This window comes from Streptomyces sp. NRRL B-1347 (genome assembly GCF_000720325.1).
GTDB lineage: Bacteria > Actinomycetota > Actinomycetes > Streptomycetales > Streptomycetaceae > Streptomyces.
In genome coordinates this window covers 97,589-111,277 of record NZ_JOJM01000014.1, presented here as the reverse complement: position 1 = coordinate 111,277, position 13,689 = coordinate 97,589, and the positions used below count along the sequence as shown (strand labels likewise).

Sequence of the window (13,689 nt, the reverse complement as noted above, 5' to 3'; positions counted from 1 at the left end):
AGCGTACTCAGTCCGGGATGAGCAGCCCGGCCGCCGCCGCGGCCGTGTGCGGGCCCACGCCGAGGGCGAGCGCGGCCCGCAGATCGCCGCCGGTGTCCACGTCCTGGCGCAGGGAAGCCACGTCGGCGAGCGCCAGTTCCGCGGCCCCCGACGCCGTGTGCCGGGCCCGGGAATCCGGGCCGAAAAGGGGCCGCAATTCCGTTCCGGGGGATCCGGACAGGAGCGTCGTGCCGATTCCCGCGGCATCGGGGACAAACGCGCGGGGAAATGCGGCGGCGCGGTCGAGGGCGCGGGTCAATTCGGCGGGGCGCAGGGCGGGCAGATCCGCGTTCAGGGCCGCCACGGGCGCTTCGGGCCGGGCCGCGCGGGCCACCGCCGTACCGTGTTCGAGGGCGGCGTTGAGGCCCTTTCCCGGGGTGTCGGGGGCGATGCGGGCGCCGAGCGCGGCCAGTTCGCGGCCCGCCCGGACGTCATCAGTGACGACCACCACATCCCTTACCGCGGCACTGGCGAGCGCGGCCGTCACCGTGTCCTTGGCGAAGGCGAGCGCGAGCGCGGGCCGCAGCCCCTCGCCCGCGGCGGGAGTGAGTCTGCTCTTGGCCCGCGCCAGGGGTTTGAGCGGTATCACCAGGGTCCAGTGCACGGGCGCTCCGTCCTTCGCGTCGGGCCCATTGTGGCCTGCCGAAAGCGCGGCACCAGGGACCGGGGTCCACGAAATGGCCGGTCAGCGCGGTGCCGCGGCGGCGCGGAGGCGGTGGCCGCGGACGGGTGGGCGTACGGTGTTCTCGACAGGACGGCAGCCTGGAGCGACACTTGTGCGGCCGACCAGGCTCATGGAGGAAGGTGTCCGAGTGTCCCGCCGCAGAATCGGCTTCTGGTACCGCCTGGCGGCCGTGATCTGTAAACCGCCGCTGCTGGTTCTGTTCAAGCGGGACTGGCGGGGAATGCAGAACATCCCGGCCGACGGCGGTTTTATCACCGCCGTGAACCACAATTCACATCTGGACCCGTTGGTCTACGCCCACTTTCAGTACAACACCGGGCGGGTCCCGCGTTTCCTCGCCAAGCACGGCCTCTTCAAGAAGGGGTTCGTCGGGGCGGTCATGCGCGGCACGGGGCAGATCCCGGTCTACCGCGAGACCACCAACGCGCTCAGCGCTTTCCGGGCCGCGATCGACGCCGTCGAGCGCGGCGAATGCGTCGCCTTCTACCCCGAGGGCACCCTCACCCGCGACCCGGACCTGTGGCCCATGACGGGCAAGACGGGCGTCGCGCGCGTGGCCCTGCAGACGAAGCGCCCGGTCGTCCCCATCGCCCAGTGGGGCGCCAACCACGTCCTGCCGCCGTACGCGAAGAAGCCTCAGCTGCTGCCGCGCAAGACGCACCGGGTCCTGGTCGGCGAGCCGGTCGACCTGGAGCGCTTCTACGACAAGGAGATGACCCCCGAGCTCCTGAAGGACGCCACGGAGGCCATCATGGCGGACATCACCGCGCTCCTTGAGGAACTGCGCGGCGAGAAGGCCCCGCAGAAGCGTTACGACCCGCGCGAGGCCCGGATCGCGCAGCGCCGCAAGGCCCGGGAGGCCGACGCGGCGCAGGGCCCCAGCGGCCTTACGGAGCAGGGCAGTTCACAGCAGGGCAGCGCGGAGGAGAGCAAGTGACCCGATCCCTGAAGGCCGCCGTCTTCGGCACCGGCTCGTGGGGGACGGCCTTCGGCATGGTCCTCGCCGACGCGGGCTGCGACGTCACGCTGTGGGGCCGCCGCGCCTCACTCGCCGACGCGGTCAACTCCACCCGTACGAACCCGGACTACCTCCCCGGCGTCGAACTGCCGCGGAACCTGCGCGCCACCACCGACCCCGCGGAGGCCGCCGACGGCGCCGACTTCACGGTGCTCGCGGTGCCCTCGCAGACGCTGCGCGCCAACCTCGCCGCCTGGGCGCCGCTGCTCGCGCCCGACACCGTCCTCGTCTCCCTGATGAAGGGCGTCGAACTCGGCTCCGCCATGCGGATGAGCGAGGTCATCGAGGACGTCACCAAGGCCGCCGCCGAGCGCGTCGCGGTCGTCACCGGGCCCAACCTCGCCCGGGAGATCGCCGCCCGGCAGCCCGCCGCGTCCGTCGTCGCATGCCGCGACGAAGCCGTGGCCCAGCGGCTCCAGGCCGCCTGCCACACCCCGTACTTCCGGCCGTACACGAACACCGACGTGGTCGGCTGCGAGCTCGGCGGCGCCGTGAAGAACGTCATCGGCCTCGCCGTGGGCATCGCCGACGGCATGGGGCTCGGCGACAACACCAAGGGCTCGCTCATCACGCGCGGCCTCGCCGAGACCACCCGGCTCGGCGTCGCGATGGGCGCCGACCCACTGACCTTCGCCGGGCTCGCGGGCCTCGGCGACCTGGTCGCCACCTGCTCCTCGCCGCTGTCGCGCAACCACACCTTCGGCACCAACCTCGGCAAGGGCATGACCCTGGAGGAGACCATCGCGGTCACCAAGCAGACCGCCGAGGGCGTCAAGTCCTGCGAGTCCGTGCTCGACCTGGCCCGCAGGCACGGCATCGACATGCCCATCACGGAGACCGTCGTGGGCATCGTGCACGAGGGCACGCCGCCGATGGTCGCCCTCAAGGAGCTGATGGCGCGCAGCGCGAAGTCGGAGCGCCACTGAGGCACCCGGCCCGCCCCGCTGACCCGCAGCTCACCGGCGGCACACTGACTCCGCTGGGGCCAGCGGGTACGCTCAACGCGATATGAGCAGCGAGAACCTCCCCCAGAGCCCCCGCAAGCCGCGTGTGGCCGTCGTGTTCGGCGGCCGCAGCTCGGAGCACGGCATCTCCGTCGTCACCGCCGGTGCCGTACTGCGTGCCATCGACCGGACCAAGTACGACGTGCTGCCGATCGGCATCACGACGGACGGGCGCTGGGCGCTGACCGCGGACGACCCCGACCGGATGGCCATCGCCGACCGCAAGGTCCCGAACGTCACCGAGCTCGCCGAGTCCGCCGACGGCGGCGTCGTCCTGCCCGTCGACCCGGGCAACCGCGAGGTCGTCTACAGCGAGCCCGGCGCGGTGCCCAAGGCGCTCGGCGAGGTCGACGTGGTCTTCCCGGTGCTGCACGGCCCGTACGGCGAGGACGGCACCCTCCAGGGCCTCCTCGAACTGTCCGGCGTGCCGTACGTGGGCGCGGGCGTGCTCGCCTCCGCCGTCGGCCAGGACAAGGAGTACATGAAGCGCGTCTTCACCTCCTTCGGCCTCCCCGTCGGCCCGTACCTGGTGGTCCGGCCGCGCGAGTGGGAGAGCGACGAGAAGGGCGCACGGGCGCGGATCGCGGAGTTCGCGGGCGAGCACGGCTGGCCCCTGTTCATCAAGCCCGCGCGCGCGGGGTCCTCGATCGGCATCACCAAGGTCGACTCCTTCGAAGGTCTCGACGAGGCGATCGCGGAGGCCCAGCGCCACGACCCGAAGATCATCGTGGAGGCGCTGCTCCGCGGCCGCGAGATCGAGTGCGGCGTCCTGGAGTTCGAGGACGGCCCGCGGGCCAGCGTCCCCGCCGAGATCCCGCCGGTGCAGGCGCACGACTACTACGACTTCGAGGCGAAGTACATCGACTCGACGCCCGGCATCGTGCCCGCCCCGCTGACGCCCGAGGAGACCGCCGAGGTCCAGCGGCTCGCGGTCGAGGCCTTCGAGGCCACCTCCTGCGAGGGCCTGGTGCGCGCCGACTTCTTCCTCACCGACGACGGCCGGTTCGTGATCAACGAGATCAACACGATGCCCGGCTTCACGCCGATCTCCATGTACCCGCAGATGTGGGAGAAGAGCGGCGTCTCCTACGAGGAGCTCGTGGACCGTTTGATCCAGGCGGCGCTGCGGCGCTCCACAGGGCTGCGCTAGCGCGCGGCGTGGGGGGCGGTTTGCCTCTCGGGGCGACTGCGGGCCGTTTGTGGCTGGTCGCGCAGTTCCCCGCGCCCCTTCGGGGCGCTCCTGTATCGTTACGCGATTCCCTCGGGGATCGTCTTCTTGACGGGGGCGGCGAAGTCCGTGAGCGGGCCCACGCCGTCCCCCGTCCGCTGCTCGGGGATGCTCACCTCGACGTAGGCCTTGCGCAGCGTCGTGGTGAAGCGGAACGAGCCGTCCGTCCGCTTCTCCAGCAGCCAGCCCACGCCGTTCACGGTCACGCCGTCGGCTTCGGGGTCGTTCATCTTCGCCGGTCGCGCCACGCCGCAGCGCAGTATGATCGCCGGGTCCCCCCACCCCGCGGTGAGCGGCGACGCGGGTTTCGGGTCACGCCGTCCGAGACCGTTCACCTCGCGCGGCAGTCGCTCGGCCAGGTTCCGGCACAGCTCGGTGACGCCGGTGCCCGGCGAGGGAACCGCGACCGTCCTCCTGTCGTCCGTTGAGGAGCAGCCCGCGCATGCGATCAGCAGTGCGAGGGCGGGCAGCCCGATCGGGGAGCGGAGCCGGCGGGAAACGTTCACCGGCCAAGGGTAGACGGGGGCTACAAGTGCACTACGGGGCAGGTCAGGGTGCGGGTGATGCCGTCCACTTGCTGGACCTTGGCGACCACCATGCGGCCGAGTTCGTCCACCGTGTCCGCCTGGGCGCGCACGATGACATCGTAGGGACCGGTCACGTCCTCGGCCTGGATCACTCCCGGGATCTTGCCGATCAGCTCGGCGACGGTCGACGCCTTGCCGACCTCGGTCTGGATCAGGATGTACGCCTGTACCACGGAACCTCCAGGGCGGCCACGAGGATCATGTGGGGAGAAGGGACGCCACGGTACCGCGTCGCCGCTCGTCACGGGGAGACCCGGGGGAGCCGCGCCGCGCACATCACGGCGGACGGACAACAGAGGTTGACGGTCACGTCGACCGTACCGACGACAGGGACGGCTCGCGACCGCAAGCGGACCGCGGCAGAAGGAGCAGCACGCGCATGAAGGGCACCGTCGGCGAGTTGGGGGAGTTCGGGCTCATCAAGGAGCTCACCTCGCGGCTCACCTCCACTCCGGCCGTACGCCTCGGCCCCGGCGACGACGCCGCGGTCGTGGCCGCCCCGGACCGCAGGGTCGTGGCGAGCACCGACATCCTCCTCGAAGGCCGGCACTTCCGCCGCGACTGGTCCACGGCCTACGACGTGGGCCGCAAGGCCGCCGCCCAGAACCTCGCGGACATCGCGGCCATGGGCGCCGTGCCGACCGCGATCCTGCTCGGCCTCGTCGTCCCCGCCGAACTCCCCGCGAGCTGGCCCACCGAGCTCATGGACGGGCTGCGCGACGAGTGCCAGGTGGCGGGCGCCGCCGTGGTCGGCGGCGACGTCGTGCGCGGCGACACCATCACCGTCTCGATCACCGCGCTCGGCGACCTGCGCAACCACGAGCCCGTCACGCGCGCGGGCGCGCAGCCCGGCGACGCCGTCGCCGTCACGGGCTGGCTCGGCTGGTCCGCCGCGGGCCACGCGGTGCTCTCCCGGGGCTTCCGCTCGCCGCGCGCCTTCGTGGAGGCCCACCGCAGGCCCGAACCGCCGTACCACGCGGGTCCCGCGGCCGCCGGGCTCGGCGCCACCGCCATGACCGACGTCAGCGACGGTCTGATCGCCGACCTCGGCCACATCGCGGAGGCCAGCAAGGTGCGCATCGACGTTCGCTCCGGCGACGTGGACGTGCCCTCCCAGATGAACGACATCGCCCAGGCGGTCGGCATCGACCCGCTCCAATGGGTGCTCAACGGCGGCGAGGACCACGCGATCGTCGCCACGTTCCCCTCCGACGTGAAGCTGCCCGCGCGCTGGAAGGTCATCGGTGAGGTCCTGAACCCCTCAGCGATGCCGCAGGTGACCGTGGACGGCGCGCCGTGGACCAGCAAGGGCTGGGACCACTTCGGGGACAACGGGGGCCACGACTGATGGAGCCGTTCGGAGAGCCGCCGGGGGAACCGCGGGTGGAGCCGCCGGGGGAGCCGCTGACGGCGTCGCGCGCCGCGCCGCCCCGGGTGCTGACCGTCGCGGGCTCCGACTCCGGCGGCGGGGCCGGGATCCAGGCCGACCTGAAGACCATGCTCGCGCTCGGCACCCACGGCATGAGCGTCCTCACCGCCGTGACCGCGCAGAACTCCCTGGGCGTGCAGGGCGCCTGGGAGCTGCCGGTGGAGGCGGTGCGCGCCCAGTACCGCAGCGTCGTCGACGACATCGGCGTCCAGGCCGTGAAGACCGGCATGCTGGCCTCGGCCGAACTGGTCGAGGCGGTCGCGGAGTTGCTCGCGGGCACCGACGCCCCGGCCGTCGTCGACCCCGTAGGCGTCTCCAAGCACGGCGACGCGCTGCTCGCCGCCTCCGCCCTCGACTCCGTCCGCACCAAGCTGCTCCCCGTCGCCACGGTGGCCACGCCGAACCTGGACGAGGTCGCGCAACTCACCGGCCTGCGCGTCGAGTCGGAGGACGGGATGCGGCGCGCCGCCGCGGCCCTCCTCGCGTACGGACCGCGCTGGGTCGTCGTCAAGGGCGGCCATCTGCCCGGCGGCCAGGAGGCCGTGGACCTGCTCACCGACGGCTCCGAAGAGCACTGGCTGCGCTCCGCGCGGCACAGCAACCGGCACACGCACGGCACCGGCTGCACCCTCGCCAGCGCGATCGCCGCCCAGCTGGCGAAGGGCCGGACCGTGCCCGAGGCCGCGCGGGCCGCCAAGGAGTACGTCACCGGGGCGATCGCCGCCGGGTACGCGCTCGGCGGCGGGATCGGCCCCGTCGATCACGCCTGGCGCTTCCGGGACGGCACGGGCTCCATGGGTCCGGCGTAACCGGGGGCTTCCTTGCCGACGGGGTACTCCTTGAGCTCGATCGCGTTGGCGGCCTTCTCCGTGAGGCGTTTGAAGAAGCCCGCCAGGAAGCGGGAGCTGAGCATCCGATAGGCCCGGTCGCGGCTGCGGATCTTCCTCTCGGTGGGCGGCGCGAGGAAAGGACCCGCGTTGCCCGCGAGCTTCTGGCAGCCCTTCGCGTAGTCGCGGACCTCCGCCTCGTACGCCGCGAAGGCCGTGGCGTGGTCCCCGCGCGCGGCCGCGAGCTCGCCCGCGAGGACGTACGCGCACACCAGCGCCGTCCCCGTGCCCATGCCGCCCATCGTCGCGCCGTACCCGGCGTCCCCCAGGAGGACGACGCGCCCCTGGGACAGCCGGTCGATGTGGATCTGCGCGATCGCGTCGAAGTACAGCTCGTCGGCGTCCTCCAGGGCCGCGAGGACGTGCCGCGTGTGCTTCCAGGGCAGGTCCGCGAACTTCTCGGCGAGGATCGCCTTCTGCGCCGCCACGTCGTGCCGGTCGTAGGCGAGCTGCTCCGACCGGAACAGCAGGAACGCGCCGCCCTGCTCCGCGCTGCCGTCGTAGTTGCTGATGTCGACCATGCGGCCGGGCACGCTGCAGATCCGCGACGAGCGGTGCAGGCCCAGCACGTTGGGCATGTCGAACCCCGCGGCGTAGTAGCCGAGGTGGCGCAGATGGTGCGACTCCTCGCCGAAGACGAGGCGCCGGGTGCGGGAGTGCAGGCCGTCCGCGCCGACGACGAGGTCGAAGCGGCGCGGCGCGCCCCGTTCGAAGGTCACCTCCACGCCGTCGGGGTCCTCCCGGAGGCTCGCGACGGAGTCCCCGAAGACGTACGCGACGCGGTCCTTGGTCCGCTCGTACATGATCCTCGCGAGGTCGCCGCGGAAGATCTCCACGTCGCCGCTCATCAGGAACGCGGGCAGGTCCACCTTCTCCTTGTCGTCGGCGTCGACGACCGTCTGGCGGCCCATGTGCGTCTGGTGGCGGCGCACCTCGTCCCAGATGCCCATGCGCTCCAGGACGGTGCGGTGCACATGGCCCCGGAAGTCGACCGCGAAGCCGCCCCCGCGCAGCGCGGGCGCCTTCTCCACGACGGTGACGCGGGCGCCGTAGCGGGCCAGCCAGAGCGCGAGCGCGGGGCCCGCGACGCTCGCGCCCGAGACGAGCACGGAGAGGTGGGAGAGGGGCTCGGGGGAGTGCGCTGTGTTCGTCATGGCAGGAGCTTCGGGGGAGCGGCTTACCGGCGGCTTACCGTCGGCCGGCAGGGGCTTACCGTCGACTGGCCGCGGCTTGTCGTCGACTGTCAGCGGCTTACCGGAGTCGGCAGGGGCTTGCTGGAGCCGACGGGGGCCTGCCAGAGGCCGGGCTGGCCGGGACGGACCGGACCGGCGGCGCGCGGCTACCTCGTGAGCGCCGCCGTCGGCTCCCGCCGCCCCCGCTCGAAGGCCTTCTCGTACGTCTCCGGGGACAGCCGCGCCCGCACTTCGCGTACTACGGGGGCCACGTCGGGGTCGTCCGCGATCAGCGTGCCCCGCAGACCGGCGGCCGCGCCCAGGAGCCGGGCGGCCTCCTCGGGGCCCGCGGCGGTGGCCGCGAGGGCCTCGGCGACCCCGGCCCGCTCGCCGACGCCGGTGTCCGTGCCGTCCAGGGAGAGCACGCGGGCCTGTTCGAACCAGTCGGCGGCCTCCTCCGCCCGGGCCTCGGCGAGCGCGGCACGGCCGAGGCCGACGAGGATCCGCGCCGTCTCGGTCACGCTGAACCAGTTCGCGGCGCACGCCTCCAGGGCCGCTTCGTAGTGCCCACGCGCGCGCGTGGGCTCACCGCGCAGCCGGGCCACGTCACCCAGGCCCCGCAGCGAGGTCGCCACCTTGTCGCGCGCCCCGGCGGTGCGGGCGAGGTCCCCGGAGAGCCGGAAGTGCTCGGCGGCCTCCTCCAGGGCACCGCCGTGCAGCAGGACCGTGGCGCGCCGGTGCAGCAGATCGGCGGTCTCCTCCGGGGCCGCGAGCTCCCGTACGTGGACGAGCCCTTCGTCGAGCAGGGCGAGGGCGCGCCTCCGCTCGCCGCGCCAGTCGGCGTACATCGCCAGCGGGTCCAGGCAGTTGGCGATGCCCCAGCGGTCGCCGGTGTCCCGGAAGCCCGCGAGGGCCCGCGTGAAGGCCGCCTCCGAGGCATCGGGCCGCCCCGCGAACTGCTCCTGGAAGCCGCGCCCGACGTCCAGCAGGGCCCGCCCCCAGGGGTGCGCGTCGATCTGCGCGACGACCCGGCCCTCCACCTCCCGCCGCGGCCCGCCCGCGAGCGACCACAGCACGATCACGAACGGCAGCCGCAGCGGCCCCTTCAGGGAGGTCAGGACGGAGTCCGCGCGCGCCAGGCGCTCCGGCTCCGCGGGGTCGTCGCCGGTGCCCGCGACCTCGTTGAGCAGACACAGGGCGTACTCCTCCGCCAGGCCGTCCGGCACGTCGTCGCCCACGGCCGCGAGCAGCTCCGCGGCGAGCGGCGCCCGCTCCCCGTACAGGCCGCGCAGCCGCCAGTACCAGGACAGGGCCGCCGTCAGACGCAGTCCCGCGCGCGGGTCGGTGCGCACGTGGTGGCGCAGGGCGGCTTCCAGGTTGCCGTGGTCCGCGGCGAGGCGGTCGAGCCACGCCACCTGCTCCCCGCCGTGCAGGCGCGGCGCGCCCTGCTCCGCGAACCGCAGGAAGTACGCGGCGTGCGCGGCCCGCAGCGCGTCCTCCTCGCCCGCTTCGGCGAGCCGCCGGGCGCCGTACGCGCGGATGGTCTCCAGCATCCGGTACCGCCCGCCGACCGCCTCGACGAACGACTTCTCCGCCAGCGAGGCCAGCGGGTCCTCGGGGTAGGGCACCCCGCACACCGCCTCGACCGCGTCGAGCGTCGCCCCGGCGGGGAACACCGTCAGACGCCGGGCCAGCTCCCGCTCCTCGTCGTCGAGCAGCTCCCAGCTCCACTCCACGACCGCGTGCAGGGTCCGGTGCCGGGGCGCCTTCGTGCGGTCCCCGCGCGACAGGAGCCGGAACCGGTCGTCCAGGCGCGCGGCCAGCTCGTCGAGCGTGAGGGTGCGCAGCCGGGCCGCGGCCAGCTCGATGGCGAGCGGCAGCCCGTCGAGGGCGGCGCAGACGGAGTCGACGAGCGCGGCCCGGGGATGCTCCCGCGGGGCGCCGTCCACGCGCGCGTGGGGTACGAAGTCGGGGCGGACGGCGGTGGCCCGCTCCAGGAAGAGCCGGGCCGCGGGCGCGGCGGCCAGCGGCGGGACCGGGCACAGCGCCTCGCCGGTGATCCCGAGAGCCTCCCGGCTCGTGGCCAGGACCCGCACGCCGGGGCAGGCGCCGAGCAGCAGCCCGACGGTGCGGGCGGCTTCGTCGACCACGTGCTCGCAGTTGTCCAGGACCAGCAGCAGCTCGCGGCCCTCCAGGGCGGCCAGGAGCCGTTCCACGGCATCGCCCCCGCGCGCGTGGAAGCCGTCGCGCACCCCGAGGGCGCCGAGCACGGCGTACGTCACCCGCGATCCGTCGGCGAGCGGGGCCAGCTCCACGAAGCACACGCCGTCCGCGGCGCCCTCGCGCTCCCGGGCGGCCTCCACCGCGAGCCGCGTCTTGCCCGCGCCGCCCGGCCCGGTGAGCGTCACCAGACGGGACTCCGCCAGCAGGCCGCGGACGCGGGCCAGCTCATCGGCGCGGCCCACGAGCGGCGTCAGCGGCGCCGGGACACCGGCCCGCCGCGACGGCTCCGCGCCCCGCAGCAGCTCCAGGTGGAGCGCGGCGAGGTCCGCCGACGGGTCGGTGCCCAGCTCCCGCGCGAGGACGCCGCGTGCCTCTTCGTAGACCGCGAGCGCCTCGGCCGCCCTGCCGTCCGCGTGCAGGGCCCGCATCAGCTGCCCGTACAGGCGCTCGCTCAGCGGCCGGTCCGCGATCAGCTCCCGCAGCTCCGGTACGAGGCCGGGGCCGCCGCCGGTCCCGAGATCTGCGTCGATCCGGTCCTGTACGGCGGCGAGCCGCAGCTCTTCGAGGCGCGTACCGGGCGCGTGCGTCCCGGGCAGATCGGCGAGCGCCTGGCCCCGCCACAGGCCGAGGGCCTCGCGAAGCAGCGCGGCGGCCCGCGCGGGGTCCCCGGCGGCCAGGGCCTCGCGGCCCCCGCGCGCGAGGCGCTCGAAGCGGTGGGCGTCGACGTCGTCGGGGTCGACCGCGAGCCGGTAGCCGCCGGTCCCGGCCTCGATGTCCACGCCCAGGCGCTTGCGGAGCCGTGACACCTGGGACTGGAGGGCGTTCGCGGCTCCGGCGGGCGGCCGCTCGCCGTACAGGCCGTCGGTCAGCCGCTCCACGGGCACGGCGTGGCCCGCGTCCAGGAGGAGCAGGGTGAGCAGCGCCCTGGGACGCGGCCCGCCGGGGTCGACGGGGTCGCCTTTGGGGGTGCGTACGTCGAGGGGACCGAGGATGCCGAACCGCATGCTCCAGATCCTGGCAGGCGGACGGCGGCCCGGAGAGCGCGAGACCCCGTGGCGATGTCGGCGCGCGCCGATGCCCTACGGAGAGTGCTGACGTACACACGAAAAGTACTGGCCTCAAGGCGCGAAAAAGCCGGCCCCCGAGGGGACCGGCTCTTTCGGTAACCGGCCAGGTGGCCGCGCAGAACTAAGCGTCAGCGCGAGACCTTGCCGGCCTTGATGCACGAGGTGCAGGCATTGAGCCGCTTCGGCGTCCCGCCGACCACGGCACGCACGCGCTGGATGTTCGGGTTCCAGCGACGGGGCGTACGGCGGTGCGAGTGCGAGATGTTGTTGCCGAAGCCCGGCCCCTTGCCGCAGACGTCGCAGTTGGCAGCCACGGGTCACTCCAAAGACTTCAGATGCACTTACGGTTAAACCCGGCATGCCGGGATCAGAGCGAATGATCTGGGTGGCGGTGCCAGGGGAATGTCCCGATGTGTATCGGGCAACCGGAGCAGCATACAACGACTGCTTCGGTACAACGAAACTACCATGTCTCGCCCGGGGCCCGCCCCGCGCTCCCCTCCTGCACCGGGTCTACGCTGCGTCTCATCCCGCCGTCCCGGCCGTTCCGGACGCTCTTTAGGAGGCGACAGTTGCCGCAGAACCTCGACGCGGTCGCGATCCGCGCGTGGAGCGCACTGGCTCTGGACGCGCTGGGGCAGGCCCGCGAGGAGATCGACGCGATCAACGTCTATCCGGTCGCCGACGCGGACACCGGGACCAACCTCTACTTGACGATGGAGTCGGCGAACCAGGCCGTCGACGCCGTCTTCGCGGGCCTGGAGCCCACCGAGCCCACCCGGACCGAGGCCGTGCGCGCACTGGCGCACGGGGCGCTGATCGGGGCCCGCGGCAACTCGGGCACGATCCTCGCGCAGCTGCTGCGCGGCATGGCGCAGGTGCTGGCCGACGACGGGAGCGCACCCGATCCCGCGGACTCAGCGGGCTCCGCGGACTCCGGGGATTCGCGGGATCCCGGAGGTGACGCACCTCACGCGGACGGCGAGCTCCTGGCGAGGGCGCTGCGGCGCGCGTCCCAGGCCGCGTACCAGGCGGTCGCCCACCCCGTGGAGGGGACGTTCCTGACGGTCGCCAGGGCGGCGGCGGAGGCGGCCGGGGCGGGGCGGCCCGCGGGCGACTGCGGCGCGGTGGCCCGCGCGGCCTACGACGGCGCCCGCGCGGCCCTGGCCGCCACCCCGGACCAGCTGGCCGTGCTCGGCCGCGCGGGCGTGGTGGACGCCGGGGGCCGGGGCCTCGTGGCGGTCCTCGGGGCGCTCGTGGGGGCGCTGTCGGGGGAGAGCGTGGGCGACCGCGCCGCCACGACCCCCCGGAACACATGGACCCACGCGCGCGTGGAGGGCCTGGACTGCGCGGCCCCGGGCACCGAGTGCGCCGACGGCTCCGGCGCCGGTCCGGCCTTCGAGGTGATCTACCTCCTGGAGGCGGACGACAGCGCGGTCGCCCGGCTCAGGGCCCGGCTCGACGGGCTCGGCGACTCCCTCGTCGTGGTCGGCGGCGACGGCCTGTGGAACGTGCACGTGCACGTGGACGACGCGGGCGCGGCCGTCGAGGCGGGGGTCGAGGCGGGCAGGCCGTACCGCATCCGCATCACGCACTTCGGCCTCGGCGACGCGCACGCCGTCCGCGCCGCGCAGCCGCCGCGCGAGCGCGCGCAGCGCGGCATCGTGGCCGTCGTACGGGGTGAGGGCCTGGGCGGCCTGTACGCGGAGGCGGGGGCGACCACCGTGCCCGCGCGCGCGGGGGAGCCGCCCGCGAGCGGCGAGCTGGTCGAGGCGGTCCGACGCGCCCACGCGCGCGAGGTGGTGCTGCTGCCGAACGACGCCGACCTGCGGCACACCGCGGCGGCGGCCGCCGAACAGGCCCGCTCCGAAGGCGTGCGCGTCGCCCTGATCCCCACCCGCTCCCCGGTGCAGGGCATCGCGGCCCTCGCCGTGCACGAGCCGGACCGGCGCTTCGACGAGGACGTCGTCGCGATGACGGCGGCGGCCGGCGCGACCCGGTACGCGGAACTGGCCGTCGCCGAGCGGCAGTCGTGGACCACCGCGGGCATCTGCCAGGCCGGGGACGTCCTCGGCCTCATCGACGGCGACGTCGCGGTCATCGCGGCGGAGGTCGCGGCCACGGCCGAGATCGTCCTCGACCGGATGCTGGCGGCGGGCGGCGAGATGGTCACGCTGGTCCTGGGCGAGGAGGTCTCGGACGCGGTGGCCGAACGCCTCCAGAAGCACGTGCGCGACGGCCATCTGGCCGTGGACACGGTCCTCTACCGAGGCGGCCCGCAGTCGGCCCTCCTCCTCATCGGCGTGGAGTAGCCCCGGGGCCGGGGCGGCAGCGGCTCGCGGGGCCGGAT

At 74.1% G+C, this 13,689-nt stretch carries 12 protein-coding genes; 6 read left to right on the top strand and 6 right to left on the bottom strand.

The window, feature by feature from the left end; all coding sequences use genetic code 11:
* Positions 1-7: 7 nt before the first annotated feature.
* The gene (cofC, locus tag IG74_RS0115260; RefSeq protein ID WP_030676058.1) at positions 8-643 is read right to left on the bottom strand and encodes a 2-phospho-L-lactate guanylyltransferase; all 636 of its coding nucleotides are present in this window, start codon (positions 641-643) and stop codon (positions 8-10) included.
* 208 nt (positions 644-851) lie between these two features.
* Here cofC and IG74_RS0115255 point away from each other — a divergent pair, with 208 nt between their 5' ends.
* The 3 genes from IG74_RS0115255 to IG74_RS0115245 all read left to right on the top strand — a co-directional run bounded on the left by IG74_RS0115255 (position 852) and on the right by IG74_RS0115245 (position 3,896).
* The gene (locus IG74_RS0115255; protein ID WP_037825450.1) at positions 852-1,661 is read left to right on the top strand and encodes a lysophospholipid acyltransferase family protein; all 810 of its coding nucleotides are present in this window, start codon (positions 852-854) and stop codon (positions 1,659-1,661) included.
* Positions 1,658-2,668 carry an NAD(P)H-dependent glycerol-3-phosphate dehydrogenase gene (locus IG74_RS0115250; RefSeq protein WP_030676053.1) on the top strand — a complete coding sequence of 337 codons (1,011 nt, stop codon included), beginning with the start codon at positions 1,658-1,660 and terminating at the stop codon, positions 2,666-2,668. The genes IG74_RS0115255 and IG74_RS0115250 overlap by 4 nt, the downstream gene beginning before the upstream one ends.
* 82 nt (positions 2,669-2,750) lie before the next feature.
* Positions 2,751-3,896 (top strand): D-alanine--D-alanine ligase family protein, encoded by a 1,146-nt coding sequence (locus IG74_RS0115245; RefSeq protein WP_030676050.1) that lies wholly within the window; start codon positions 2,751-2,753, stop codon positions 3,894-3,896.
* A gap of 98 nt (positions 3,897-3,994) precedes the next feature.
* Here IG74_RS0115245 and IG74_RS0115240 read toward each other — a convergent pair whose 3' ends face one another.
* Together IG74_RS0115240 and IG74_RS0115235 are read right to left on the bottom strand one after the other, a co-directional pair.
* A complete protein-coding gene (locus IG74_RS0115240) occupies positions 3,995-4,480 on the bottom strand; it encodes a DUF3515 domain-containing protein (RefSeq protein ID WP_030676046.1) in 486 nt (161 codons plus the stop codon).
* Positions 4,481-4,500: 20 nt separating this feature from the next.
* Positions 4,501-4,734 carry an Lrp/AsnC family transcriptional regulator gene (locus IG74_RS0115235; RefSeq protein WP_016642988.1) on the bottom strand — a complete coding sequence of 78 codons (234 nt, stop codon included), beginning with the start codon at positions 4,732-4,734 and terminating at the stop codon, positions 4,501-4,503.
* A gap of 206 nt (positions 4,735-4,940) precedes the next feature.
* Here IG74_RS0115235 and IG74_RS0115230 point away from each other — a divergent pair, with 206 nt between their 5' ends.
* Complete coding sequence (locus IG74_RS0115230) at positions 4,941-5,909, top strand: thiamine-phosphate kinase (protein ID WP_030676042.1); 969 nt, start codon at positions 4,941-4,943, stop codon at positions 5,907-5,909.
* Positions 5,909-6,799, top strand: a complete 891-nt coding sequence (thiD, locus tag IG74_RS0115225) for a bifunctional hydroxymethylpyrimidine kinase/phosphomethylpyrimidine kinase (RefSeq protein WP_051854915.1) — start codon at positions 5,909-5,911, stop codon at positions 6,797-6,799. The genes IG74_RS0115230 and thiD overlap by 1 nt, the downstream gene beginning before the upstream one ends.
* Here the strand turns inward: thiD and IG74_RS0115220 are convergent.
* The 3 genes from IG74_RS0115220 to rpmB all read right to left on the bottom strand — a co-directional run bounded on the left by IG74_RS0115220 (position 6,751) and on the right by rpmB (position 11,653).
* Complete coding sequence (locus IG74_RS0115220) at positions 6,751-8,031, bottom strand: FAD-dependent monooxygenase (protein WP_078868793.1); 1,281 nt, start codon at positions 8,029-8,031, stop codon at positions 6,751-6,753. The two genes, thiD and IG74_RS0115220, sit on opposite strands and share 49 nt — an antisense overlap.
* Before the next feature lie 185 nt (positions 8,032-8,216).
* Positions 8,217-11,276 carry an ATP-binding protein gene (locus IG74_RS0115215; RefSeq protein ID WP_030676033.1) on the bottom strand — a complete coding sequence of 1,020 codons (3,060 nt, stop codon included), beginning with the start codon at positions 11,274-11,276 and terminating at the stop codon, positions 8,217-8,219.
* A gap of 191 nt (positions 11,277-11,467) precedes the next feature.
* Positions 11,468-11,653 carry a 50S ribosomal protein L28 gene (gene rpmB / locus IG74_RS0115210; RefSeq protein WP_030195073.1) on the bottom strand — a complete coding sequence of 62 codons (186 nt, stop codon included), beginning with the start codon at positions 11,651-11,653 and terminating at the stop codon, positions 11,468-11,470.
* A 258-nt stretch (positions 11,654-11,911) separates the two neighbouring features.
* Between rpmB and IG74_RS0115205 the strand changes: the two genes are divergently transcribed.
* Positions 11,912-13,651, top strand: coding sequence for a DAK2 domain-containing protein (locus IG74_RS0115205; protein ID WP_030676028.1), 1,740 nt, complete (start codon positions 11,912-11,914; stop codon positions 13,649-13,651).
* The last annotated feature ends 38 nt before the right edge of the window (positions 13,652-13,689 follow it).